The organism is Tautonia sociabilis (assembly GCF_003977685.1).
GTDB lineage: Bacteria > Planctomycetota > Planctomycetia > Isosphaerales > Isosphaeraceae > Tautonia > Tautonia sociabilis.
Map to the genome: position 1 here is coordinate 147,164 of NZ_RYZH01000005.1, position 24,566 is coordinate 171,729.

The 24,566-nt window shown below is 69.2% G+C and carries 20 protein-coding genes and 1 pseudogene; 5 read left to right on the top strand and 16 right to left on the bottom strand.

The window, feature by feature from the left end; genetic code table 11:
* Positions 1 to 72 precede the first annotated feature (72 nt).
* Together TsocGM_RS04245 and TsocGM_RS04250 are read left to right on the top strand one after the other, a co-directional pair.
* Positions 73 to 1,122, top strand: a complete 1,050-nt coding sequence (locus tag TsocGM_RS04245) for an alpha/beta hydrolase family protein (RefSeq protein ID WP_126724065.1) — start codon at positions 73 to 75, stop codon at positions 1,120 to 1,122.
* Between the two features lie 210 nt (positions 1,123 to 1,332).
* Positions 1,333 to 2,769, top strand: a complete 1,437-nt coding sequence (locus TsocGM_RS04250; protein WP_126724066.1) for a sigma-54-dependent transcriptional regulator — start codon at positions 1,333 to 1,335, stop codon at positions 2,767 to 2,769.
* An 88-nt stretch (positions 2,770 to 2,857) separates the two neighbouring features.
* On the opposite strand, the gene TsocGM_RS04255 is transcribed toward TsocGM_RS04250, so the two are convergent.
* The 16 genes from TsocGM_RS04255 to dnaK all read right to left on the bottom strand — a co-directional run bounded on the left by TsocGM_RS04255 (position 2,858) and on the right by dnaK (position 21,600).
* A complete protein-coding gene (locus tag TsocGM_RS04255; protein ID WP_126724067.1) occupies positions 2,858 to 3,760 on the bottom strand; it encodes a DUF3179 domain-containing (seleno)protein in 903 nt (300 codons plus the stop codon).
* The gene (locus TsocGM_RS04260; RefSeq protein WP_126724068.1) at positions 3,757 to 5,565 is read right to left on the bottom strand and encodes a CRTAC1 family protein; all 1,809 of its coding nucleotides are present in this window, start codon (positions 5,563 to 5,565) and stop codon (positions 3,757 to 3,759) included. The genes TsocGM_RS04255 and TsocGM_RS04260 overlap by 4 nt, the downstream gene beginning before the upstream one ends.
* A gap of 294 nt (positions 5,566 to 5,859) precedes the next feature.
* A complete protein-coding gene (locus tag TsocGM_RS25775) occupies positions 5,860 to 6,027 on the bottom strand; it encodes a hypothetical protein (protein WP_158633374.1) in 168 nt (55 codons plus the stop codon).
* Between the two features lie 192 nt (positions 6,028 to 6,219).
* Complete coding sequence (locus tag TsocGM_RS04265) at positions 6,220 to 7,233, bottom strand: DUF1559 domain-containing protein (protein WP_233578281.1); 1,014 nt, start codon at positions 7,231 to 7,233, stop codon at positions 6,220 to 6,222.
* Between the two features lie 425 nt (positions 7,234 to 7,658).
* Positions 7,659 to 9,776 (bottom strand): fused MFS/spermidine synthase, encoded by a 2,118-nt coding sequence (locus tag TsocGM_RS04270; protein WP_126724069.1) that lies wholly within the window; start codon positions 9,774 to 9,776, stop codon positions 7,659 to 7,661.
* On the bottom strand, positions 9,776 to 10,114 hold the full coding sequence (locus TsocGM_RS04275) for a spermidine synthase family protein (RefSeq protein WP_126724070.1): 339 nt from the start codon (positions 10,112 to 10,114) through the stop codon (positions 9,776 to 9,778). The genes TsocGM_RS04270 and TsocGM_RS04275 overlap by 1 nt, the downstream gene beginning before the upstream one ends.
* Before the next feature lie 118 nt (positions 10,115 to 10,232).
* Positions 10,233 to 11,225, bottom strand: a complete 993-nt coding sequence (locus tag TsocGM_RS04280) for a DUF1559 domain-containing protein (RefSeq protein WP_126724071.1) — start codon at positions 11,223 to 11,225, stop codon at positions 10,233 to 10,235.
* A 179-nt stretch (positions 11,226 to 11,404) separates the two neighbouring features.
* On the bottom strand, positions 11,405 to 12,214 hold the full coding sequence (locus tag TsocGM_RS04285; RefSeq protein WP_126724072.1) for a choice-of-anchor M domain-containing protein: 810 nt from the start codon (positions 12,212 to 12,214) through the stop codon (positions 11,405 to 11,407).
* 84 nt (positions 12,215 to 12,298) lie between these two features.
* Entirely contained in the window at positions 12,299 to 12,751 is a 453-nt protein-coding gene (locus tag TsocGM_RS04290; protein ID WP_126724073.1) for a hypothetical protein, read from the bottom strand.
* Complete coding sequence (locus TsocGM_RS04295) at positions 12,735 to 13,862, bottom strand: DUF1559 domain-containing protein (protein WP_126724074.1); 1,128 nt, start codon at positions 13,860 to 13,862, stop codon at positions 12,735 to 12,737. Before TsocGM_RS04295 ends, TsocGM_RS04290 begins: the two co-directional genes overlap by 17 nt.
* Before the next feature lie 355 nt (positions 13,863 to 14,217).
* The gene (locus TsocGM_RS04300; RefSeq protein WP_126724075.1) at positions 14,218 to 14,595 is read right to left on the bottom strand and encodes a hypothetical protein; all 378 of its coding nucleotides are present in this window, start codon (positions 14,593 to 14,595) and stop codon (positions 14,218 to 14,220) included.
* A 253-nt stretch (positions 14,596 to 14,848) separates the two neighbouring features.
* Positions 14,849 to 17,509 (bottom strand): ATP-dependent chaperone ClpB, encoded by a 2,661-nt coding sequence (clpB, locus tag TsocGM_RS04305; protein ID WP_126724076.1) that lies wholly within the window; start codon positions 17,507 to 17,509, stop codon positions 14,849 to 14,851.
* A 133-nt stretch (positions 17,510 to 17,642) separates the two neighbouring features.
* On the bottom strand, positions 17,643 to 18,002 hold the full coding sequence (locus tag TsocGM_RS04310; protein WP_126724077.1) for a hypothetical protein: 360 nt from the start codon (positions 18,000 to 18,002) through the stop codon (positions 17,643 to 17,645).
* Between the two features lie 51 nt (positions 18,003 to 18,053).
* Entirely contained in the window at positions 18,054 to 18,749 is a 696-nt protein-coding gene (locus TsocGM_RS04315; RefSeq protein ID WP_126724078.1) for a Uma2 family endonuclease, read from the bottom strand.
* Positions 18,750 to 18,807: 58 nt separating this feature from the next.
* Positions 18,808 to 19,215 carry a hypothetical protein gene (locus TsocGM_RS04320; protein WP_126724079.1) on the bottom strand — a complete coding sequence of 136 codons (408 nt, stop codon included), beginning with the start codon at positions 19,213 to 19,215 and terminating at the stop codon, positions 18,808 to 18,810.
* Positions 19,216 to 19,632: 417 nt separating this feature from the next.
* The gene (gene dnaK, locus TsocGM_RS04325; protein WP_261341619.1) at positions 19,633 to 21,600 is read right to left on the bottom strand and encodes a molecular chaperone DnaK; all 1,968 of its coding nucleotides are present in this window, start codon (positions 21,598 to 21,600) and stop codon (positions 19,633 to 19,635) included.
* A gap of 462 nt (positions 21,601 to 22,062) precedes the next feature.
* Between dnaK and pheA the strand changes: the two genes are divergently transcribed.
* The 3 genes and pseudogenes from pheA to TsocGM_RS04345 all read left to right on the top strand — a co-directional run.
* Complete coding sequence (gene pheA / locus TsocGM_RS04330; RefSeq protein ID WP_126724080.1) at positions 22,063 to 23,241, top strand: prephenate dehydratase; 1,179 nt, start codon at positions 22,063 to 22,065, stop codon at positions 23,239 to 23,241.
* A gap of 291 nt (positions 23,242 to 23,532) precedes the next feature.
* Positions 23,533 to 23,877, top strand: a pseudogene (locus tag TsocGM_RS04340) (DUF4058 family protein); the annotation flags it as partial.
* Positions 23,878 to 23,990: 113 nt separating this feature from the next.
* Positions 23,991 to 24,566: class I SAM-dependent methyltransferase (locus TsocGM_RS04345; RefSeq protein WP_148114865.1), on the top strand; the 576-nt coding region annotated here is incomplete at its 3' end.

The window sequence follows — 24,566 nt, forward strand, 5'->3', positions numbered from 1 at the left end:
CGGCCCGTTGCGAGCGGCCGGGCGGTGCCGTACAACGTCGAGATCGAATCGCCGAGAGGGAGCCCCACCGCGATGATCTCGCCGCAGTCACAATCGCCATCCGGCGCGCCGAAGCCGCCGAACTACCCCGACCACACCAACCTGATGGTCGTGATCAATGGCGAGGGGCAATCGCTCCCCGTCTCCTCGCCGGCCGACTGGGCCGTGCGCCGCGCCCACATCCTCGCCCATTGCCAGGAGGTGATGGGCCTAATGCCGGGAGGAGAGCGCCGGGTGCCGCTGGAGGCGGAATACGGCGAGCCGGTCGCCGAGTCAAACTTCGACCGCATCCACGTGACCTTCGCCAGCGAGCCCGGCGACCGCGTGCCGGCCTGGCTCCTCGTCCCCCGCCAGGATCCTCCCGAGGGGGGCCTGCCGGCGATCATCTGCCTGCACCAGACCATCCGGGTGGGCAAGGACGAGGTGGTGGGAATCGAGGCCCGGCCGAACCGATCACTGGCCAAGGAGCTGGCCGAACGCGGCTACGTCGTGCTCGCCCCCGACTACCCGAACTTCGGCGAGTACCAGGTCGACCCCTATGCCCTGGGCTACGCCAGCGCTACGATGAAGGGCATCTGGAACCACATGCGCGGCGTCGACCTGCTGGCGAGCCGGCCGGAGGTGGACCCCCGCCGGATCGGGGCGATCGGCCACTCCCTGGGCGGGCACAACGCGATCTTCCTGGCCGTCTTCGACGACCGGATCCAGGCCGTCGTCTCCTCCTGCGGGTTCAACAGCTTCCCCTATTACTACGGCGGCAAGCTCGCGGGCTGGTCGCACGCCGGGTACATGCCCCGGATCCGGTCGAAGTACGGAACGGACCCGGCCCGGATGCCCTTCGACTGGCCGGAGCTGATCGGAGCCCTGGCCCCCCGGCCGTTCTTCACCAACTCGCCGCTGCGCGACGCGAACTTCGAGGTCGAGGGCGTCCGCGTCTGCATCGCCTCGGCCCGGCCGGTGTTCGAGCTGCTCGGCGCCGCCGACCGGCTGGTCGCCGAGTACCCCGACGACGAACACGACTTCCCCCCCGACGTCCGGGAGCGGTCGTATGCCTTCCTCGACCGCCACCTGGACCGGGGGTGATCGCATGAGCACGCGACGGGGATGAAGGGCCTTGACACCGGGGGGCCCGGGCCCCATAGTCGTGAAATCGCACCGCATGACGCGCAGCCGGGCGGCCAGGGTTGCTTCAATCCATCCGCCCGTCGCCGGGCCGGGGCAGGAGTGCCTCGGCGGCGAGGACGGGCCCGATCTGGTCGGGTCCGGACGCCTGCCCAGCCGGGGAGAGGCGCCATGGATCGACGCATCCTCGTGGTCGACGACAGCGAGCTGACCTGCCAGCAGCTCTCCCTGCTGCTGGCCCGGCCCGACCGCCGCATCAAGGTCGTCACCGACGGCACCGAGGCACTGGAACGCCTCGTTGACGGCAAGTTCTCGCTGGTCATCATCGACCTGTACCTGGAGGGCAAGGGGATCGAGGGGATGGAGCTCATCCACGAGATCCGCCGCCGCGACCTGCCCGTGACGATCATCGTGATGACCGCCCACGCCTCCATCGACGCCGCCGTCGAGGCCATGCGCGAGGGGGCTTACGACTTCGTCACCAAGCCGATCGACCCCGACCAGGTCCAGCTCCTCGTCGACCGCGCCCTGGCCGACCGCACGCTGCTCGACGAGGTCAACGACGCCCGGGACCGCCTCCGCCAGCGGTTCGGCTTTCACAACCTGCTGGGCACCAGCCCCGGCATGCGCGAGGTCTTCCGTCGCGTCGAGCGCGTGGCCTCGGCCAACTGCAACGTGCTGATCACCGGAGAGACGGGCACCGGCAAGGAACTGGTCGCCCAGGCCCTGCACCACGCCGACGCCACCCGCACCGGGCCGATCATCGCCGTCAACTGCGCCGCCCTCCCCGAACCGCTGCTGGAGTCCGAACTCTTCGGCCACGAGCGCGGCGCCTTCACCGGCGCCGACCGCCGCAAGCAGGGCCGCTTCGAGCTGGCCGAAGGGGGCACGCTGTTCCTCGACGAGATCGGCGAACTGCCGCTCGGCGTGCAGGCCAAGCTCCTCCGGGTCCTCCAGGACGGCACCTTCGAGCGCGTCGGCGGCAGCGAGACGCTCCAGGTCAACTCCCGAATCCTCGCCGCCACGAACGTCGACCTCCAGCGCGCCGTCGACGAGGGCCGATTCCGGGAGGATCTCTTCTTCCGGCTCAACGTCGTCACCGTCGCCTTGCCCCCGCTCCGCGACCGGATCGAGGACCTTCCCCTGCTGGTCGACCACTTCCTCGACCGGCTCCGCGAGCGCGGCTACCCCGAGAAGTCCTTCTCCCGAGACGCCCTCAGCCGCATGGCCCGCTACGACTGGCCCGGCAACGTCCGGGAGCTGGAGCACCTGGTCGAGCAGTTGGTCATCACCGCCCCCGGCGAGGTCGTCCGCGCCGAACACCTGCCGCCTTACCTCACCGGCGGCCCGGACGACGAGCCGCTCGACCTGGGCTTCGACATCCGCCGCCCCCTCCACGAAATCACCCGGGAGCTGACCGATCGCGTCGAGCGCCATTACCTCCGAGCCGTGCTCGAGCGCTACCGGGGACGCATCGACCGCTGCGCCGAGCACAGCGGCCTCTCCCGCCGCAGCATCAGCGAGAAGCTGCGCATCCACTCCATCGACAAGGCCGACTTCAAGCCGAGAGCAGCGTCGGCCCGCCGCGGCGTGGCCGTCGGAGACTGAGGGGCCCGGCCGGTGGGAAGGCCGGAGTCGGGCAGGCCCCGACCCTGACCTCCCCAACCCGATGGGCGGTCCTCCCCGAACTCCGGAATCACTCCTCCGGAATCGGCTTCGAGCGGTCGTTGCCGACGAGGACGAGCGTGTCGGGGTGAGCCCGTCGCCACGATCGCCAGGGGCCGCGCTCGACCTCGGCGTATTCGGGCATCGTCTTGCCGACGTATTCGCCGTTCACGCAGGTCAGGGCGGAGCCGTCGGCCTCGGGCAGCCAGAGACTCTTGGTCTTGCGGTCGTAGAACAGGGGAATCTTCTCCGATCCGGTCGAATAGCCGGTCGTGCCCAGGGTCACGGGCTGGCCGTCGACCTCCCGGCGGTAGACGTGCACCGAGTCGGGCCCCCGGGCATAGACGACGGCGATGGGGACCTCGCCGTCGAAGTCGTTGACCACCTCGACCTTGGAGATCGCTCCGATCGGGTAGGCTCTCGGCCCGGACTCCAGCGCCACGCCAGCCACCTCGTTCTGACTGCCGATGTTCGAGGCGATCTCGCCGTCGGGCTCCTCCAGGATCGGGTAGTCGACTCCCGGGATCGAGTCCCGGCCGAAGCCCCCCTGGAGGATCTGGGGGTCAAATGCGGCGTCGGTCACGTCGTAGAACTCCGGGGTGGTGCCGTCGCCGACCGAGGCCCAGAGTAGCTTGCGGCCGTCCTGCTCATGGTGGAACTGGGCCGGCCTCGCATTGTACTCCTTGCGGTAGTTCAGCCCGAGGTAGCCGACCGGCGCCGACTGGTCGAGGTCCTCCATCGCCAGGCGGTACTCTTGCACCTGCTCGTACAGCTCCTCTCCCACGAGGGTCCAGAGCAGCGCTCCGCCGATGCCAACGACCGCCACGGCGATCAGCACCCGCACCAGCCGGCGCGACCCGGCTGGCGGGGAGGGCGGGGGAGTCGGGCAGGGGGACGAGGGGGGCGGGGTCGAGTCGTTCGGTTCCTGACTCATGCCGGGGGGCCTCCGGTCGGGGGATCGGTTCGTCCGGCCGACGATCCTCGGTCGAACGGCAGGGATTCCAGCGTCGGTTCCCCCTGCCGGATCGTCAACTGGGCGTTCAACGGGGGGCGGTCGAATCGAGCTTCGGTGCCATCAGGCCAGCGGACCCGGATCGCGTCGATGGACTCCGAGTCGCCAAGGCCTACGTGCAGGCGGACGTCCGAGGCGGCCATGATGCTCCCTCCCCTCCGGACAAGTCCGACCTGGGAACGGCCGCCGGCCTGCACCTCGACGAGAGCGCCCAGCGCCTCGGTGTTCGGCTTCCGGCCGACCAGCCGGATCGTCACGGCGGCCCCCGTCCGGGTCCCCTCGTTGATGAGCACCCGCAGGGGACCGTCGATGGTCGTCATCACCAGGTCGAGGTCGCCGTCGTTGTCCAGGTCGCCCGAGGCCAGGGCCCGGCCCGACCGGCAGGACTCCAGCGCCGGGCCCCAGAGAGCGGTTGCGTCCTCCATCCCGCCGCCGTCCCGGTTGCGGAGGAGCAGGGGGGGCATGTCGTACCGGGCGTCGGGGACGTCGGGATAGACGTGGCCGTTGGCCTGGAACAGGTCGGGGAAGCCGTCGTCGTCGAAGTCCCCGAGAACCAGGCCCCAGCCAACGAAGCCGGCGGAGAGGTCCCAAAGGGAGTAGGTCCCCGAAACGTCCTCGAAGACCCCGTCGCCGAGGTTGGCGAAGATGCGGCTCCCCTCCTGCCGGAAATTGCTGATCGCCAGGTCGAGCCGGGCGTCGCCGTTCACGTCGGCCAGGTCGATCGCCATGCTCCCCTCGGCGATGCCGTAGGTGTTGTACGCCACGCCAGCGGGCTGGCCCACCTCCTCGAACGTGCCGTCTCCCCGGTTGCGGAACAGCTCGTTGGCCTGGGTGTCGTTGGTCACGTACAGGTCGGTGTCGCCGTCGTCGTCCAGATCGGCCAGCAGGGCCGACATTCCCTTTCTCGGCGCCCGGGCAAGACCAGCGGCCTCGGTGATCTCCTCGAAGGTGCCGTCTCCCCGGTTCCGCCAGAGCCGGTCGCCCTGGCCGGGTAGGGTGGCCGGCCCCTGGAAGACCGGGTGGCCGGGCAGGTAGTCGTTCGGCGGGGGAGGGTTCAGGGGATCGACGTCCAGGTAGTTCGCCACATACAGGTCCGGCCAGCCGTCGCCGTCCACGTCCCCCCAGGAGGCCGAGACTCCCCAACACGGATCGCCCAGGCCGGCGGCCTCGGTCGCGTCCTCGAAGGTGCCGTCGCCTCGGTTCCGCCAGAGGGTGTCGGGGCCATGCTGGAGGACGAGCAGGTCGGGATCACCGTCGGCGTCGTAGTCGGCCACGGCGGCTCCCTGAGCCCAGCCGGTGTGCCTCAGCCCGGACGACGCCGAGACGTCGACCCAGGCCCCGGGCCCGTCGTTGCGGAACAGCCAGGGACCGCCCGCCGGCCGGACGCCGCCGTCGCGGACCTCGCTGCCTCCGGCGACGAACAGGTCGAGGTCGCCGTCCCCCTCGAGGTCGAGCAGGGCGACGCCCACTCCCAGCGAGTCGAGCACGCAACGCTTGGCCGGGTCGCCGCTCCTCGGCACCACGTCGAGCCCGAACTCAGACGCCCGGTCGACGAACCAGGGGCCGACCGCCGGCCTCGGCCGGGAGGAGGGCTCCGGGGGCCGAGCCTCCTCGATCCGGGTCGTCCCCCCGCAGCCGACCATCCCCGCGCCGATCGCCGCCAGCGCCAGGACGGCGACCGCCCCGGACCCTCCGCGCCAGCGGCCTGCTCCGCGGCGATGATTCATGACGCCTGGTCCCCTCTCGCCGTCATGTCGAATCGAACCGCCCGCCGGAGCGGACGGCTGAGGGCTGATGCGAGAGGGCCGGTGATCGAGGCTGAAGCGGAAGCTGCAGCTGAAGCCGGGCGGAATCTCTGCTCCGGCAGCTCGCGAAGAACTCCCAATCGCCCCGAGACAATCGAGGGGAGCCGGCTCCCCGATCGAGCCTCCGGGGGGATAAATGCGGGAGTCGGGGGCGATTCAAGGCCGGCCTCAGCCATCAACCATCGATCATCCTGGATTCCCCCCGGAGGGGAGCCGTCACTGGCCGCCGTACTCCTTGGTCGCTTCCTTCTGGGCTTCCTCGAAATCGATCTGATCGACCTCGACCGGAGGGGCCTCCTCCTCGCCACAGCCAGGGAGGACCGGGATGACGCCGAGCGCGGCCAGCAGGACCAGGGCGAGGGAACAGCGTCGGTTGTCTCGCATGTCGGTGAGCATTCCTTGGGGTGGAAACCTGCGGAATCGGAATCGGAACGGAACGGAACGGAACAACCCGGCCCGCATCCCCCGAAGTCGGCCGGATCGGCCATCCGGGAGATTCGGGCCGGGAGGGTCGGAGACCGACTCGAGGCCGATCCGACCGATTCGGATCGGATCGGCCCCGAACCAATCGATCAATCAGTACTGGTCGGCGCTGATCACCTCGCCACCCCGACGGGTGGACAGGCCCATCCAGGTCATCTGGGCGACCGACTCCTTGAAGAACTTCACGCTGCCGTCGCACATCACGGCGTTGGCGCCGCCGGGGTGGTAGGACGAAGCCGGCTTCATGATGTACCACCAGTTGTGGGCTCGGCAGCAGTGCTGGTTCGGCGTCCGGATGGAGTTGAACCAATTCCGCCAGATCGAGCCCTCGACCCAGGAGTACCCCTTGTACCGCCACGAGCCACCCCAGGGGATCGGACCGGTGTCCCAGGGAATCTGGTTGCAGGCGGCCACGGCCTCAAGGATGGTCGACGAGTCGCTGGTGGCAGCGGCCTGGACGCAATCGGAAACCTTCGTACGAGCCGCTCCGACGACGAGCGGGCCGTTGGCCACCTCGGCGCAGGCCAGGGTGTTGCTCGTGCCGTCCCGGATGTCGGCGATCTTGATCGGCTGGATCGCCGGACGGGCACCGTTGATCCGGATCGAGCTGTCGTCGTCATACGAGCGGCCGAAGACGCCGTCCCAGCCGGGGGCGGTCGGGTACCAGGTCCCCGAGTTCCAGGCGTAGTTGGTCGCCCAGAACTGGAATGAGTCGCTGGCGTATTCCGTGTAGATCTCTGACGGACAAACGTAGGTGCTAATCCTCGTCCGGCCGACAGTGATCGTCGCCGGCTGGGTCCAGATCCAGCGCTGGCCCAGGTTGAAATTGAAGGAGTCGTAAATCGCGTTCTGCTCCACAAAGGGCAGCAGCGCCACCTGCGGCGACATCCCACCGGGCATCTCGCCCATCGGGAACGATCCCCAGGTGGACTCGTAGTTATGCAGCGCCAGGCCAATCTGCTTGAGATTGTTGGTGCATTGAGCACGCCGGGCCGCCTCGCGGGCACTCTGCACCGCCGGCAGCAACAGGGCGATCAGCACGCCGATGATCGCGATGACCACGAGCAGCTCGATCAGCGTGAAGCCGCGTCGATTGCGCTGTGTCACGAATTCGCTCTCCGTGATAATGGGTCCCCATTCCGCCGACATGAGCGCACGCATGCCATTCCGAGTAACGGCTGCCAGGCGAGGATCAACTCATGCGAGCTGAACGGGTGAATTCGACCGCGCGGAATGAGAGAAGAATCGATTCAATCAGTCAGGCGAGAACTCGGGCCGAATGGCGGTGATTGAGGAGAGTACCTCCGCCGAGCGTCCACGATCGATTGTCGCGGCCCCGAGCGCTGACACCATAACGGGAACCCGTGGGTAGGACAAACAAAAAACGAGCGGATCATCCCAAATCAGGCGATTTTTCTCCGCATTCGAAAACAAATCCCCTCGCCCCGGGCAACCGGAGGAGCGTTGGAGACCGGACCACCCACCCTTCCGGGAATCTCGGCACATCCTGGAGATCGGCTCGGGTCGGCGGGTCATCGACCGATTGAATCAAGCAGCTGGGCCCGCTGCCAGACCCGGCGCCGGTAGGACGGCTGAGGCGGTCCTTCGGGCAGGGCCCGGAAGACCTCGTCAACCAGGGCCAGCAGGCGCCCCCCGACAAGGAGGCGATCGTCTCGCTGCCGGATCGGCGCTCGGAATTCGACCCGAGGATGCTCATCCGTGTTCAGCAACGCTCCCGGATCCGGGGCCGGCCAAGAACCGATCCGGAGCCGTCGCAGCGCCGTCGCGGAGCCGAGGTACACGTCGGAATCCTCCAGCGCCGCTCCGATCGCCGGCAGGACCGCCTCGACCCGATCGTCCTCCACCGCGACCGGCCGATCCGACCCGACCAGCGCGACCATCCCCTTCTCCGCCTCCAGCGCCCCCCACCACAGCGAAGCGTGGGGGAAGACGCTCGCGAAGCTGTCCGAGATCATCATGAACTCCTCCCGGCCCAGCTGGTACAGCGGCAGCCACTGGCAGAACAGCCCCCCCTCGGCCAGTCGATCGCGGACCACCCGGTAGAAGTCGGTCGTGTACAGATACCCGGCCTTGCTCTCCCACGGAACAAACAGATCGGAGACGATCACGTCATAAGAATCCCGAGAAGCGAGCAGGTCATGCCTCGCGTCGTCGACCCGGATCTCCACCTTCGGGTGGTCGAGCACGCCGAAGTTGGCGTCCTGGAACAGCCGGGCCGCCTCGACGACCTCCGGGATCAGCTCCACCACCCCGACGCGCTCCACCTCCGGCACCAGGACCGCCGGGCCAGCGGTCAGTCCGGTCCCCAGGCCGAGGAACAGGACCTCCCGGGGGTCCGGGTGCAGCAGCAGCGGCAGGAGCCCCTGGCGGTACTCCCGGACGGTCGCCTCACCGGTCGAGCCGAGGCCGTAATGCAGGTCGTGCCTCAGGATCCGCACCCCCGGCCGGGCGTCGACCACCTCGGTTCGGCCGTACGGCCCCTCCCACGACGCGACGATCCGAATCCTCGGATCCGCGGGCAGCGTCCGAATCCGGGCGGGCACCTGCACCGTCGAGGCGATCCACCCCAGCAGCAGCAGTCCGGCGAAGAACCCTTCCGCCACCGACCTCCTCAACGCGACCAGCAGCCCCAATCCCGCCAGGCCAAGTCCGCCGCTGGCGACCCCGAATGAGGCCCACAATCCAGCCGTCGGCAGCAGCACGAAGCTGGCGACCAGCGCTCCGACCGCCGCGGCGACCGCGTTGGCCGCCGAGAGCCAGCCAACCACACTCCCGCTGGCCTCCCCCTGCCGCTCTCCCCAGCGACCGCTCCCCGCCGCCTCCCAGCAGGCCGGCAGCGCCAGCCCGAGCAGGGCCACCGGAGGTGTCACCACCAGCGCCACCAGCCCGCCCGCGCCCAGCAGATACGTCCACCACGACGAACCGCTGGAAAAGTATTCCAGGCCCGTCAGCACCGAAAACAACGCCACCGACCCCGCCACCCCCGCTGATCCCACAACCATCGACCAGGCGACAATGAGCCTCGGCTCCCACCGACTCCGCACGTTCGCGTAGACCGCCGAACCAATCGCCAGACCGCCGATGAACGAGGCCATCACCAGACCAAATGTATACGTGCTATTATGAAAGGTCAGGGCGAACATCCTCGTGTAGAGGACCTGCAAGGCCAGCGTCCCGGCCCCCGAGACCGCCGCCATCGCCACCCAGGGCCTCAGGTCGGAGGGTGGAACCCCCTCGGACTGCCGCCGTCCCCTGACCGATCGGGGGACGGCGACCCGATCCGGCTCGTCCCAGGCCGGCATCGCGCCTCGGCGAGCCATCGCCAGGGCGAGCAGGCCGCACCCGGCGGAGATCGACGCGGCCATAGTCCCGCTGCCCCTCACACCGACCTCCACCAGCAGCACGGCCGTTGCCGCGACCACTCCCAGCAGGGCGCCGGCCGTGTTCAGGGCGTAGGCGCGGGCCACGTCGCCGGCGCGGGAAAGCCGACGCGGAGAGACCGCCTCGGCCATGAACGGCAAGGTCGCGCCGAGGGCGGCCGTCGCCGGCAACAGAATCAGCACGCAGGAGAACGCCCGCAGCGCCGTCCGAGCGAGGCCTGGACCGGGATCCAGCCAGCCGCCGGCCATCAGGCCATCAGGCCGCCGGACAGCTCGAGCAGGGTCGGCACCAGGGCGGCCCACGCGGCAACCAGCAGCTCGCAGGCGCCGTAGCCAACCAGCGGGCGAACCGCTCGGGTCAGCCGGGCCGCGACCGCGGAGCCGATGGCCAGCCCGGCGAAGTAGGCGGCAAGCACCACCCCGGCCGCCTGCACCGTTTGGCCCAGTCGCAGCCCGATCTGTCGCGACCAGGACACCTCATAAATCAGCGCCGCCGCCCCCGAGGCGAAGAACAGCCCAAAGGCCGCTCGCCTCGCCAGCGGAACCCTGACCACCCTGGGCCGCTCGAGTCGGTCGGGATCGGTCATCGCTCGCGGTTCGCCTCCGGCTCGTCTCGCCCAGCGGAAGGGCCACACGCCGCGTCGGATCGCGGAAACGACGATCCGGGAACGGGCCAGGCCCCTGGGCCGGGTGCGGGGTGGGATGTCAGTACTGGTCGGCGGAGACGACCTCCCGACCCTTGCGCGTCGCCAGCGCAAGGAAGACCTCCGGAGTGATCGAGTCCCGGATCAAGTGGACCGAACCATCGGCGTACAGGAAGTTCACCCCACCCGGGTGGCGGCTCCAGTAGTCCTCCGGGTGGGCTCGGGGGTGATTCGGAGTCCGGGGCGGATCCGCAACCCCAACCGTGCTGATCACCATCGAAAACGCAGGGTGCGGGAACGACTGAAACCTCGGGTCGCCCCCCTGACTCGGCGGTGTTTTGAAGTTGTAGCCATGAGGAGTCCGAGCCGTCCAAGTCACGGGGGAGAGATTGAAACTCCGCTCGCCGACACAGAGCGTCTGGCTGGTCCCGTCCCGGATGTCGGCGATTCGGATGCGGCTGTTCAGGAAGAAGATGCCCTGGCCATCATCCGGACCAATCTCGCCAATGCCGTTGCTGCCGATGTAGTTCCCGGTACTCACCTCGGTAATTGTCATCGTGTCCCCCTCGTCCCGCACCGGCACCAGTGCCACCTCGTCGTCCGACGGGCAGATGAACGACCTGACCCGACTCCGCCGAATCGTCTCGTTCTGCGGGAAGTCAACCGAAAGGTCGAAATTGATCGCATCATACAGCGGTCCCTGCTCCACCTGGTTGAGCACCATGCTCCCCCAGCCCCAGCCTGGCCATCCCGCCCAGGCGTCGTCCTGCTGGAAGCGATCCACCCCCAAATGGCCATGGTCGTGGTCGTCCTCCTCGAAGTAGGCAACCCAGCCAGGGGGAAACGCACCGTGGTTGTTCTCGTAGTTATGCAATGCGATGCCGATCTGCTTCAGATTATTGATGCACTGCGCCTTGCGGGCCGCCTCGCGGGCCGCCTGCACGGCGGGCAACAGCAGGGCGATCAGCACGCCAATGATGGCGATGACCACCAGCAACTCGATCAGCGTGAAGCCGGGGCGACCCCCGGTCCTCGGGGCAGCGGGGAGACTCATCGGAAAACTCCTGGAGACGCGAGGAGGGACCAATCCGTCCTGAATTCCTGTCCAAGACGTCGTAGAATAGTCCTGCGACGGGGCGGTTTGCCGACCGCCCCGCCGCCCTCGCGCCACCTCTGCCTCACGGGCGCGGGGCCTCGGCGTAAGGGCGTTTGTGAGTGCCACCTCCCACGCCCTTACGCCGCCGTTTCCTCCTCGACCCGTCCGCGTGCCCGCCGGACGAGAACCGAGCCAAGCACCCCAACGGCCCCCAGGCCCATCATCGCCAGGCTCGCCGGCTCGGGAACAACCGGCGAGGCCAGCGGTCCCACATTGAACCGGAAGGTCGCCGTGTCGCTGAGCGTCCCCAGGGTCCGGTGCGTGCCGGTGGCGGTGATCGTCAGGTCGTAGACCCCCTCCGTGGAGAAGCCGAAGTTATAGTGATCGTGCCCCCCGATGGAGCCGATCGTCAGCACATCGGTACCGTCGATCCCATCGATCGTGTCCCAGAAGACGGTCGTCCCCAGCCCGGTCTGAAACAGGGCGAACGCCCCGGGGCCGGAGAAGCCGGTCAGCGAAAACGAGAAGCTCGACCAGTCGCCGGAGGTGAGCTCCTCGGTCGCGATCCCAACAAACGGCAGCAGCGGGTTGTTGCTCTGGGGAAGAATCCAGACGGGGTCCCCCGCCGAAAGACCCAAAAACGGCAGCGCAACCGGCGCCGACAGTTTCGCATCGTCCGAGACGAGCACCGTGACCTCGGACGGGTCGTACTCATACGCCTCGTCGTCCAGGCCGGGCCCGAGCACCGCACCGTTGAGCACGGCGTTGGAGCCGAAGTGATAATGCAGGTGCAGCTCGTCGTTGTCCTCCAACGCGACACCGATGTCGGCGTGGCCGGCGGAGTAGATGTTCTCGAAGGCCGCCGACGCCGCGGGGCCGCCACGCAGCCCAAACGCCGCGATCGCGCCGATCGCCAGCGCCGTCTGAGTTCCGATCCGAAGACTCATCGTCGCAAAACTCCTGAAAGAACCGCGGAACGGTGCGGAAACCGGGGGCCCCTTGGCAGGCCCCAGCGCCTGGGAGTCGCCCGGCTAGCCGGCCGGACGCATCTCCTCGACGCTGGCGACCCATCCCCGGTCGGTGACGAGCTCGCGCGTCTGGTACTCGACGCCCTCACCCGTCCAGTGCGAGAAGCGGCAAGAGCCGCCCTTCGGCTGGCCCGCCTCAAAGCGGGGCAGCTTCGCCTCCAAGAGCCGCAGCAGAACAGCCCCCGGAAGTTCGTGGCCCTCCGGATCACCAGACATCCCCGAAAGGTCCAGAAGCCGGTCGGCCCCCGGAGCGTGGTAGATCCAGAGCGTGTAGGGCATGGGGTGGTCGTGTCGCTCGCAATACAACAGCTCGGCCCCGGTCGGCAGCCGGCGCGTCACCTCCTCCGGAGCAGGGGCCTCGGCGGGCCCCCCCTCCCCGGCGCCACAGCCAGTCGGAACGGCCGCGGCCAGCAACAACACCCACACCGCCCCCATCCGCTTAGAAACGGCTCGCATCAATCACCTCGCCGCCATTGCGCGAGCCAAGCGCCCACCAGACCGCATTGTCGACCGTCTCCTTGATGAACCGAACGCTCCCATCCCCCAGCAAAACGTTGATCCCTCCCGGATGCTCGCTGCTGGGGGTCACAATGATCTCGCCGGTCGACTCGCCACCGTAAAGATGACAATTGCGCTCGTTAATATTCATGACATGCATGTATGTCGACGCGGTGTGGCCCCACCCCGAGATCCAGGCTCGGCCGTGGTAGACCGTCCAGTTCGGGTCGGCAAGCGTCACCGAGCCGCAGTACTGTTGCCATCGCGCAAGCGTCCGAGACCGGCTGGCGTCCCCGGCGCAGTAGGATCGCGTCGGCTCGGGAGTTCTCAGCGTGCCGAGATAGTCCGAAGGGTCCTCGGCGCGGGTGATTAACCGCTCGGCGACCGCGGCCGTCATGCTCAGGCCGTCTCTCACATCGCTCAGGTGCACCGCCGGAGTGTGCCAGTCCGTCGGCGCCACCGGATTGACCAGGCCGATGAGCCCGTTGTGCGTCGACCGCCCGCTCCCTGCGACGGTCGTGCCCGAGGCATACGGCACCCAGCCGACATTCCCGGCATAATTCTCCGGCGCCAGGTGAGCGGTGCCCATCGTCGTGGTCGTGACGAACTCGTCGGACGGGCAGAGAAAGGCCGAAATCGTGGTCGCGCCCGCCGTGGCATTCGGGTGCCTCGCCGAGAGCGTGGCGCTGTAAATGGCCAGCGCGCCTCCGCAGGAGTCGGCCATGCCGATGTCGAAATTGATGGCCGAGGCGGTCGCCTGCTGCTCCAGGAAGGGCAAGAGGCGGGCATGCCAGCTCACCAGACCGTTCTGACAGCCGCCGCCGGGAGCCGGACGAGCGGCGGTGGTGGTCATCGGAAAGCAGCCGAGGGCGGCCTCGTAGTTGTGCAGCGCCAGGCCAATCTGCTTGAGATTGTTGGTGCATTGAGCACGCCGGGCCGCCTCGCGGGCACTCTGCACCGCCGGCAGCAACAGGGCGATCAGCACGCCGATGATCGCGATGACCACGAGCAACTCGATCAGCGTGAAACCGTCCCGGCGATCAGCCCGGGAAGGAGAAAACCTCAGCATCGTCGATGCTCCGGGGGAGTCGGATCGGGGTGGGCCGCGACCGGACGTTCGGGCGCGGCGGGGCACCCGGCGGAACGATGCGATGTTCGGGGCCGTCGGGTCGATCGCCCGAGGCCGAAGGGGCGCCGTCGCCCGAGGGGCGAGGGGCCGGGCCGATCGAAACCGGGCGGGCCGCGCCCGAATCCGCCCGCCGTGCGACGGGACGCACGGACCGAAGGGGCCGATCCGAGGGCGGAATGGCGTCCCGGGCCACGGCTCCGGGGAGCGAGCCGGCCGGTCGGCCGCGACGGCGCGCGGGGGCCGGCACGATCGCCTCACCCCGGCCGGGAGGCCTCGGGCACGGGCACCCGGCCGATCAGACGAGGATGGTGGGAGGGGCCCGGGTTCTGGGCCGGACGGAAACCGTCGCTCGCTCGGACGGTCGGGGGGAGGGCAGGGGAGAGAACCCAGGGCGTTCCTGGGCCCGAGGCGGATCGGCCAAGGTCCCCTGGTGATTCAGCGAGAACTCGCAGGAGGGGCAGTCGCTGGCGCAGGACGACCGCACGGGGCCGCCGTCGTGGAGGCCGGCGACTTCCTCCGAGGCGCCGTCGTGGCCCGCGGAGCAGGAGGGGGCGCTCGGGCTCCCCGACTCCCGGCTCGGCACCCCATGCGAGTGGAGCCCCTGTGCGAGCACGACCGCGAGGCCGTACAGGCAGGAGAGCCACCAGCGTTGTCGGGCCAGCCGATCGGTCATGCCAGGGTCGGTTCCATCCGAGGGAACGCGGGAGGGAACAAGGGCCGAGCGCTTGCCGAATGTGAGTCAATGGTGTGCCAACGCCTCGCTCCCTGTCAAGCGGGAATACCCTCGAAAACCGGAGGTTGAGAAACGAGGGCCGATGATCGAGAACGGCCGCGGGCCGACGCCGGGAAGCCATCGGCTCCTTGGCGTCGGCCCGCGGCCGATCGATCCCAACGTGATGTCGACGATGCTCAGCCCGGCGCCCGGCTCAGGCACCCGCGGGGGTCGCGGCCTCGACGGGGGTGAAGGTAAACGTGTCGCGCTCCTCGTCCCAGTCGATCTGCACGGTGGAGCCGCGGGGGATGGAGCCGTCGAGCAGGCCGGTGGCGATCGGGTTGGCCAAGCGCTTCTGGATCACTCGCTTCAGCGGCCGGGCGCCGAAGGTGGGGTCGAACCCCTCCTCGGCGAGCTGCCACTTCGCCTTGGCCGTGACCCGAAGCGACAGCCCGGCGTCGGCCAGCAGCCGCTCCAGCCGGGCGAGCTGGATGTCGACGATCTTCGTCAGCTCGCTCATGCCGAGCGGGTGGAAGATCACCGTCTCGTCGATCCGGTTGAGGAACTCGGGCAGGAACTCGCGGCGGAGCACCTCCCGGACGGCGGCCTGCATCTCCTCCTCGCGGTCGGCGCCGGCCAGCTCGGCGATCACCTGGGAGCCGAGGTTGGAGGTCATGATGATGACCGTGTTCCGGAAGTCGACCGTGCGGCCCTGGCCATCGGTCAGGCGGCCGTCGTCGAGCACCTGGAGCAGAACATTGAACACATCCCGATGCGCCTTCTCGATTTCGTCCAGCAGGATGACCGAGTAGGGCCGACGGCGGATCGCCTCGGTGAGCCGGCCCCCCTCCTCGTAGCCAACGTAGCCGGGAGGAGCGCCGATCAGCCGGGCGACGTTGTGTCGCTCGCCGTACTCGGACATATCAATGCGCACCATCGCCTGTTCGCTGTCGAAGAGGAACTCGGCCAGCGCCTTGGCCAGTTCGGTCTTGCCCACGCCGGTCGGGCCGAGGAACAGGAACGAGCCGATCGGCCGGTTCGGGTCCTGCAAGCCGGCCCGGGCGCGGCGGACGGCCTCGGCGACGGCGTGCACCGCCTGCTCCTGGTTGACCAGCCGCTGGTGGATGTGGTCCTCCAGCTTCAGCAGCTTCTCGCGCTCGGTGGCCAGCATCCGGCTCACCGGCACGCCGGTCCACTGGCTGACGACCTCGGCGATCTCCTCGGCGTCGACCTCGTCCTTGAGCAGCCGACGGCCCTCCTTGGCTTGGCCGTCGGCCTCGGCGTTCGCCTCGGCCTCGGCGATCCGGCGTTCCAGCTCCTTGCGCTCGGCGTCGAGCTGGGCGAGGGCGCGGTAGCGGTCCTCGCCGGGCAGCTCGCCGCGCTGCTGCATCTGGCGGAGGTCGTCGTAGGCTCGGCTGAACTCGACCTGGATCTGCGCCAGCCGCTCGCGCATGCCGTGCACGTCTCCCAGGCCCGACTTCTCCAGCTCCCACTGACGGCGGAGGTCTTGTAACTGCTTCTCGATCTCGGCGATCTGGCCCTCGATCTCGGCCAGCCGCTCCTGAGCGTGCTCCTCCTGCTCCCCCTGGAGCATCCGCTCGGCCAGTTGCAGTTGCAAGAGCTTGCGTTGGAGCACGTCGATCTCGGTCGGCACCGACTGCTGCTCCATCGACAGCCGGCTGGCGGCCTCGTCCACCAGGTCGATCGCCTTGTCGGGCAGGAAGCGGTCGGTGATGTAGCGGTCGGACAGCTTGGCCGCGGCCACCAGTGCCGAGTCCTTGATCTTGACCTTGTGGTGGACCTCGTACCGCTCCTTCAGCCCTCGGAGGATGGAGATCGTGTCCTCCACCGACGGCTCGCCGACGAACACCGGCTGGAAGCGGCGTTCCAGCGCCGGGTCCTTCTCGATGTGCTGGCGGTACTCGTCCAGCGTGGTGGCGCCGATGCAGCGCAGCTCTCCCCGGGCCAGTGCCGGCTTGAGCAGGTTGGCCGCGTCGACGGCCCCCTCGGCCTTGCCGGCGCCCACGACCAGGTGCAGCTCATCGATGAACAGGATCACCTTGCCCTCGGAGGAGGTCACCTCCTTGAGCACGGCCTTGAGCCGGTCCTCGAACTCTCCCCGGTACTTCGTCCCGGCGATCAGGGCCCCCATGTCCAGGGCGATGAGCTTGCGGTCGCGCAGCGTCTCGGGCACGTCTCCGGAGACGATCCGCTGGGCCAGCCCCTCGACGATCGCCGTCTTGCCCACGCCCGGCTCCCCGATCAGCACCGGGTTGTTCTTCGTCCGACGGCTGAGCACCTGGACGACGCGGCGGATCTCCGCGTCCCGGCCGATGACCGGGTCGATCTTGCCCGACCGGGCAAGCTGGACCAGATCCCGGCCGTAGCGCTCCAGCGCCTGGTACTTGTCCTCGGGGTTCGGGTCGGTGACGGCCTGGCCGCCGCGGACCTTCTGCAAGGACTTGAGAATGTCCTGCTCGGTGACTCCCAGCGCCTCCAGCACCTCCTGCGCCCGGCTCTTCACCCGACAAAGGCCGATCAGCAAGTGCTCGACCGAGACGTACTGATCCTTCATCCGGTCGGCCTCGGCCTGGGCCGCCTCCAGGGCCTGGGCCAGCTCGGGGCTCATCGTCGTCTCACCGCCGGAGACCTTCGGCAGGGCGTCGAGCCCCTGCTCGGCCGCCTTGCGGACCTGGCCCGGATTGACCCCAAGCTGCTCCAGGATCGCCTTGACGACGGCCTGGTCCGGCTCCAAGAGCGCCGCCAGCAGGTGCATCGGCACCAGCCGCTGGTGCGATCGCTCCTGGGCGATCGACTGGGCCTTCTGCACCGCTTCTTGACTCTTGAGCGTCAGCTTGTCAAATCGGAATGCCATGATCCACTCCCCCTCTTCCGGCCGGCTCGGGACCACGATGCCCGGAGGCGGTCGGACCGAATGTGTGTCGAATCGCTTGTCCGAGACAATACGACGGTGGCTCCCCCGTCGTTCGCCGGAATCCGCCCGGAATTCAAGGAGATTCGCCCAGCAATGCGGGCGGCACCTCACGCGGCCACTCGAACGCCAGGCAGCGCTCCAGCGCCTCGGCCCAGGCCCGGTCCGGGTCGGGCCCGGCGGCCGGATCCATCGCGTGCCAGCCGCCGCCGGGCTGGCCGGTGTCCTTGCGCACGACCAAACTTGCCAGGTCCGGCAGCCCCGCCCGCCGGCACCGCGCCGAGAGCGGGATGAGCAGCTGTCGGTGCAGGTGCCTCCGGTTCAGCGGCGGCCCGGCCCGGCCGGCCAGCTCGGTGTAGGTCACCGTGCGCCCCATGCGGATCGCCTCCCGGAGGACGGGCCAGGCGCGTCGGATCAGGGTATCGAGGTCGGTCATGTCCCGATCGCCTTGACGATCGACCGATCGATCGATCGATCGATCAATCGATCAGCCCGCGAGGATCGCGTCGATCAGCCGATGCGACCCCGGCAGCGGCTCTCCCCAGAGCCACGACACGTCCAGCCAGAACCCGGGCACCGCGCCCGATTCCCAGCGGCCCGAGCCGAGCCGGATCGTCTCGTAATCGCCCAGCGCCAGGCGATGCACGATCAGGACCTTGTCCCGGTCGTCGACGTAGACGATCTCCGGGATCCGGGCCTCCCGGTACACCGCCGCCTTGCGGTCCAGGTCGTGCGAGCAGTTGCCGGGCGAGAGGACCTCGACCACGAGCACCGCCTCCCCCATCGCCAGGCCGCTCGGCGGCAGCGGCTCCGCCCCGGCGGGCGCAACGAAGACGTCCGGCTCCAGGTCGCGATCCGGGGCCACCCGCAGGACGGCCGGCCCGGTCAAGACCCGGCCCCGCTCACGCTCGTGGCAGAAGGCCGAGAGCAGCACGTACCAGAATCCGACCAGTTCCTGATGCCGGACGCTCACCGGGGAGGGCATGTAGACGGTCCCGTCGATGAACTCGCAGTAGCGGTCCTCGGGCGCCCGGAGGAAGAAGTCCCGCTCGGTCTGGCCCTCGATGGTCACCAGGGCGTCGGCCTCGATCGACGAGCGGTCGTACCGGGCCCCGGGGGGCGCCGGCTCGAGGTCGGGGAGCCGCTGCCGACGGACGGTCTCCAGATCGGCGGGGGATGCCATCTCCTCCTCCTGCTCGGTTCGACGCGACGGGATCAGGGCCGGCCCGGTTCGGCCCGGCTCAGAAGAACGGGTCGTCCGGCCAGCCGTCGTGGTCCCGGGCGGCTCGGTAGCGCTCGAACCAGAAGCGGACGTCCTCCGACTCGGCCTCTCCCCGGGAGACGTAAATCTCCCACCAGGCGGCCGAGGGGCGGAGCAGCTCGCCGGAGTCTCCGCGGCGGGGCTTTTGGATGATCAGGGCGGAGAGGTCTGGGTGCCCTTGCTCGACGCAGACGGCCTGAAGGGGCCGGAGCCGGCGGGCAAAGACGGTGCGGGGAGATTCCTTGATCTCCAGCTCGTCACCGCAGCGCCGACAGAGATCGTCGTAGGTGACCCAGTTACCCCGGCGGCCGGCGCGGGCGTCCTCGGACAGCTCCCGAGCGATCCGGACGAGCAACGAGTAAACCGGCCGAGCGTCGTCGAGGGACATCGCCATCCTCCCGGGAACCGGGGCGAAGGGGCCCGGCCCTCCGACTCGGAGGGTCCGGGCCGTTGGGCTGGGGGGCGATCGCGATCCGGGGCCTCGGCGATCGGTCGGGCCACGTGGACGGCCGAGGAGCGGGAGGGCCGGGATCGCGCCGAGGGGTCCGGAATCGGGCCCGCCGGTCGACGGCCAGGGCCTCGACCGGACCCCGGGCGACGCGATCGCCGCCCGGGCCGGCCGGGGCCTCCCCGGCGGGGACCGGCCCCGGCTTCCCTCCCACTATCGCCGATCGGTCATCCCCCATCAACCGGCGCGGCCGGCCCATCGCCAGGGATGGCCGCCGACGGACCCGGCGGACCGGGCCGCATCGGGCGGACGGGGCCCGGCCGATGCGGCCCGGGACGACCTCCCGGCGGCCGGGGGTCACTTCTTCTCTTCGAACTCGACGTCGATGACGTCCTCGGGAGCCTGGCCGCCCCGGGAGCCGTCGCCGGAGGCCTCGGGGCCCGGCCCGGCGGCGCCGGGGCCGGCCGCGCCGGCGCCGGCCTGCCCGGCGGCGGCGTACAGGTGCTCGGACATCGCCCGGCTGGCCTGCATCAGGGCATCGATCGCCGAGCGGATGGCCGAGACGTCATCGGAGCCCTTCACCTCGTTGACCTTGGCGATCGCCGCACGCACGGCCGAGACGTCCCCCTCGGAGAGCTTGTCCTTGTTGTCAGCGATCAGCTTCTCCATCCGGTAAACGTGCTGCTCAGCCTCGTTGCGGGCCTCGGCCAGCTCTCGGCGCCGCTTGTCCTCGGCGGCGTGGCTCTCGGCGTCGCGCCGCATCTTCTCGATCTCCTCCTGGCTCAGACCGCCGGAGGACTGGATCGTGATCTTCTGCTCCTTGTTCGTGCCCTTGTCTCGGGCCGAGACGTTGAGAATCCCGTTGGCGTCGATGTTGAACGTCACCTCGATCTGGGGGACGCCCATCGGGGCCGGCGGGATGCCGTCGAGGTTGAACTCGCCGAGCAGCCGGTTGTCGGCGGCCATCGGCCGCTCTCCCTGGAAGACCTTGATCGTCACGGCCGACTGGTTGTCGTCGGCGGTGGTGAAGGTCTCCTTCTTCTCGGTCGGGATGGTCGTGTTGCGCGGGACCAGCACCGTCATCACCCCGCCCTTGGTCTCCAGGCCGAGCGACAGCGGGGTGACGTCCAGCAGCAGCAGGTCCTTGACGTCCCCGGTCAGCACCGCCCCCTGAATCGCGGCGCCGACGGCCACGACCTCGTCCGGGTTGACCCCCTTGTGCGGGTCCTTGCCGAAGATCTCCTTGACGATCTGCTGGATGCGGGGCATCCGGGTCGAGCCGCCGACGAGCACCACCTCGTCGATCTCCGAGGCCTTCAGGCCGGCATCCTGCATCGCCTTCTGCACCGGGCCCTTGCAGCGCTCGAAAAGGCTGTCGGTGAGCTTCTCGAACTCGGCCCGAGTGATCGACATCATCAGGTGCTTCGGGCCGCTCTGGTCCGCCGTGATGAACGGCAGGTTGATGTCGGCCTGGGTCTGGAAGGAGAGGTCCTTCTTGGCCTTCTCGGCGGCCTCCTTGAGGCGTTGCAGCGCCATCTGGTCCTTGCGGAGGTCGATCCCCTGCTCGCGCTGGAACTGCTCGGCGATGTGGTGGATCAGCGCCTCGTCCCAGTCGTCGCCGCCGAGGTGGGTGTCGCCGTTGGTCGAGAGGACCTCGAAGACGCCGTCGCCGACGTCCAGGATCGAGATGTCGAAGGTGCCGCCGCCGAGGTCGAAGACGGCGATCTTCTCGTTTTTCTTCTTATCCAGGCCGTAGGCCAGCGCCGCGGCGGTCGGCTCGTTGATGATCCGGGCCACCTCCAGGCCGGCGATCTGGCCGGCGTCCTTGGTCGCCTGACGCTGCGAGTCGTTGAAGTAGGCCGGCACGGTGATGACGGCCTTGCGCACCTTATGGCCGAGGTAGCTCTCGGCCGCTTCCTTCAGCTTGCGGAGAATCAGCGCCGAGATCTCCGGAGGCGTGTACTCCTTGCCCCCGGCCCGGACCTTGACATAGTCGCTGGGCCCCCCCACGACCTCGTAGGGGACCATTTTCTCCTCGTCCTGAACCTCGCTGTGCCGACGGCCCATGAAGCGCTTGATTGAATAGATCGTTCCCTTGGGGTTGGTGATGGCCTGGCGCTTGGCCGGCTCGCCGACCAGCGTCTCCCCCTTGCTGGTGAAGGCCACCACCGAAGGGGTGATTCGGCTCCCCTCCTGGTTGGCGATGACCGTCACGTCACCGCCCTCCATCACCGCGACCACGCTGTTGGTCGTGCCCAGGTCGATGCCGATAATCTTCTCGCCTTCCGCCACGTCGATGCTCCTTTCCGGCGTCTCCGCCGTGATCGCCCGTCCGGCCCTGGGGCCCTCCCCATCGCCCGCACCCGTCCCGCCCGGCGGGCGATCGGGCACGCGGCCTGCGGGCCGTCGTTGCCTCCCTCAACTGCAAGGGAGATACCGTCCCCGAGAAACGCCCCGGAATCCGCGACACAACGCCAGGCGATCAAATGGGTTTCATCGAACCAATCCACGGCCACCCGTGGCCGGACTCGCGCTCCGAGCGCCGAAATGGCAGGAGGCGGCGGCCGCCGCTTTCCCGAACCCTGCCGAATTGGCAGCAAGTCTCCCCTGGCCGCGACGGACCTCCCTGTCCCGGATTGTAGTCGATCCCACCCGGGGGCGAAAGCGGCCGGGGGGAAAACGCTTGACAACGACCGCAAATCACTGTAATCACTTCAATCATCTTGGGTTAAGTCCAGACTCCTCGCCCCGGTCCGGGGCTCCTCGACCCGCGCCGCGAGACCGCCGATGCCGACGAAGCCCCCCGGCGCCCCCTCCCCCGATGCCAGCGCCTCGGATCGCCGGGGGCGCGGCCGCGCCGACTCCAAACGCGCCCCCACCCTCGCCAGCCTCCGCGCCGAGATCGACCGCATCGACAAGGAACTCGTCGCCCTGCTCAACCGCCGCGCCGAGATCGCCGCCCAGATCGGCCAGGTCAAGGAGCGAGACGGCCTGGAGGTCTGGTCCCCCGCCCGCGAGGAAGAGGTCATCCGCAAGGCCCTCGCCCAGAGCCGAGGACCCCTGCCGGCCCAGACCGTCCGCCTGATCTTCCGCGAGCTGATGAGCGGCTCCCGCTCCCTCCAGCGCAGCCTCCGCGTCGCCTGCCTCGGCCCCAAATATAGCTACAGCCACCTCGCCTCGATCGCCAAGTTCGGCAACGCCGTCGAGCACGTCCCCGTCGGCTCCATCGCCGCCGTCTTCGAGGAGGTCAACCGCCGCCACGTCCAGTTCGGCCTCGTCCCCCTGGAGAACTCCACCGACGGCCGCATCTCCGACACCCTGGAGATGTTCGCCCGCCACTCCGGCCTGAAGATCCGGGCCGAGGTGAAGCTCCGCATCCACCATTGCCTGCTCGGCAAGTCCCCCTGGGCCGACGTCCGGCGGGTTTACTCCAAGGCCCAGGCCCTCTCCCAGTGCCGCCACTGGCTGAGCAAGAACCTGCCCCAGGCGGCCCTGGTCGAGGTCGTCTCCACCGCCCACGCCGCCGAGATCGCCCAGCGCGAGCAGTTCTCCGCCGCCATCGCCAGCCGCACCGCCGGCGAGGCCTACGGCCTGGACATCCTCGCCGAGAACATCGAAGACCAGCTCTACAACGTCACCCGCTTCGCCGTCATCGCCGAGCAGTCCGAGGCCCCCACCGGCCGGGACAAAACCACCCTCTTGCTCCGCATCTCCAACCAGGCCGGCGCCCTCTCCAAGGTCCTCGCCCCCTTCGAGAAAGCCGGCCTGAACCTCACCATGATCGAGTCCTTCCCCGCCTCCGCCGAAAACCTCCCCGGCCGCGATCCCTCGTACCTCTTCTTCCTCGACGTCGAGGGCCACGCCGACGACCCCGCCGTCTCCAAAACCCTCGACGCCGTCCGCAAACGCTGCGAACGCCTCGAAGTCCTCGGCTCCTACCCCCGGGGTGACTGCGTCGAGAGCTGATCGCCCCGGTCCCAGCCGGTCGACAGTCATCCCAGAGGCGGCAGAGGGAAGAAGGAAGAAGGCAGAAGACAGAAAGCAGGAAGGCAGAAGGAAGAAGGCAGAAGACAGAAGGCAGGAAGGCAGAAGGAAAAAGGCAGCCGGCGGATCTCCCCCGCTCGGTCGGTAGATCGGTCGGTAGAATGGAACGGCCGACGCCCTCCGACGCCTCGGGAGCCCCTCGACCATGGCCCGAAGCCCCTTCCCCGGCATGGACCCGGGCCTCGAACGAGATGATCCGGGGGGGTCAACCTCGTCGAGATCAACCTCCTCCGCGCCGGGACCCGCGTCACCCTGCTCGCCCCGGAGTCGTTCCCGGAGGACGATCGGACAACCTCCCAGGTCGTCTCCTGGCGAGCCCGGCGCCCGGAGGCGGTCGAGGTCGACCGAGTGCCGCTCCGAGAACGCCTCCCCATCATTCCCATCCCCCTCCGACCGGAGGATCCCGACGTGCCGCTCGACCTCCAGGAGCTGATCGACCTGGCCTTCGAGAACGGCCGATCCGGCGGGATCGACGACCGGGCCGAGCCCGACCCGCCCCTCTCCCAGGAAGACGCCGCCGGGGCCGACGGCCTGCTCCGGGGCCGGGGGCTGCGGTAGACATCCCGGCCGCGATCGACGATAGAAAGAGAATCAGGACGGGGCAGGGCAGGGCAGGGGGCGTCCCCGGATCGACCAAGCGCCCAGCCTCTCCCGGGAAGGAACCCGACACCATGCCCGACGTCTCGGAGTCGACCCGCCCGATCCTCCCCTCGCGATCGCTCCGCCCCGTCCCCCCACGTCCCTCCCCCCTCCGCTGGGACCACGACGCCGAGATCCGCACCCTCCGCGCCCTCTGGGAACGCCAGAAGCGGGAGGATACCGTCACCGGCGTCGTCGGCGCGGACCTCGCCTACACCGCCGCCCACCTCGAACGCGACATCCCCCTCCGCCGCCGCCTCCGAGTGCTCGACCAGATCACCGAGCACCTCCCCCGCGCCGGCCGGGTCTTCGAGTGGGGCTGCCAGCACGCCATCGACTCCTGCGTCTACCGCCTCCGCCTCGGCGACGCCGTGGAGCTGCACGGCGCCGACCTCTACCCCCCCGGCGCCTTCCACGTCTTCCACGAGTTCAGCCGCCTGCGCTACGCCCAGCTCCACCATCCGGTGGCCACCCCCTTCCCCGACGGCTTCTTCGACGTCATCACCTCCAACGGCGTGCTCGAACACGTCCCCGACGACGCCACCTCGCTCCTCGAACTCGCCCGCATCCTCCGGCCCGGCGGCACCCTCATCATCACCTGCCTGCCC

Coding starts and splice junctions, on each gene's coding strand:
- TsocGM_RS04285 (WP_126724072.1), bottom strand. CDS start 12,214: ATGAGTCTTCGGATCGGAACTCAGACGGCGCTGGCGATCGGCGCGATC.
- clpB (WP_126724076.1), bottom strand. CDS start 17,509: ATGGCATTCCGATTTGACAAGCTGACGCTCAAGAGTCAAGAAGCGGTG.
- TsocGM_RS04280 (WP_126724071.1), bottom strand. CDS start 11,225: ATGAGTCTCCCCGCTGCCCCGAGGACCGGGGGTCGCCCCGGCTTCACG.
- TsocGM_RS04255 (WP_126724067.1), bottom strand. CDS start 3,760: ATGAGTCAGGAACCGAACGACTCGACCCCGCCCCCCTCGTCCCCCTGC.
- TsocGM_RS04245 (WP_126724065.1), top strand. CDS start 73: ATGATCTCGCCGCAGTCACAATCGCCATCCGGCGCGCCGAAGCCGCCG.
- TsocGM_RS04270 (WP_126724069.1), bottom strand. CDS start 9,776: ATGGCCGGCGGCTGGCTGGATCCCGGTCCAGGCCTCGCTCGGACGGCG.
- TsocGM_RS04275 (WP_126724070.1), bottom strand. CDS start 10,114: ATGACCGATCCCGACCGACTCGAGCGGCCCAGGGTGGTCAGGGTTCCG.
- TsocGM_RS04315 (WP_126724078.1), bottom strand. CDS start 18,749: ATGGCATCCCCCGCCGATCTGGAGACCGTCCGTCGGCAGCGGCTCCCC.
- pheA (WP_126724080.1), top strand. CDS start 22,063: ATGCCGACGAAGCCCCCCGGCGCCCCCTCCCCCGATGCCAGCGCCTCG.
- TsocGM_RS25775 (WP_158633374.1), bottom strand. CDS start 6,027: ATGCGAGACAACCGACGCTGTTCCCTCGCCCTGGTCCTGCTGGCCGCG.
- TsocGM_RS04295 (WP_126724074.1), bottom strand. CDS start 13,862: ATGCTGAGGTTTTCTCCTTCCCGGGCTGATCGCCGGGACGGTTTCACG.
- TsocGM_RS04260 (WP_126724068.1), bottom strand. CDS start 5,565: ATGAATCATCGCCGCGGAGCAGGCCGCTGGCGCGGAGGGTCCGGGGCG.
- TsocGM_RS04310 (WP_126724077.1), bottom strand. CDS start 18,002: ATGACCGACCTCGATACCCTGATCCGACGCGCCTGGCCCGTCCTCCGG.
- TsocGM_RS04290 (WP_126724073.1), bottom strand. CDS start 12,751: ATGCGAGCCGTTTCTAAGCGGATGGGGGCGGTGTGGGTGTTGTTGCTG.
- TsocGM_RS04300 (WP_126724075.1), bottom strand. CDS start 14,595: ATGACCGATCGGCTGGCCCGACAACGCTGGTGGCTCTCCTGCCTGTAC.
- TsocGM_RS04250 (WP_126724066.1), top strand. CDS start 1,333: ATGGATCGACGCATCCTCGTGGTCGACGACAGCGAGCTGACCTGCCAG.
- TsocGM_RS04320 (WP_126724079.1), bottom strand. CDS start 19,215: ATGTCCCTCGACGACGCTCGGCCGGTTTACTCGTTGCTCGTCCGGATC.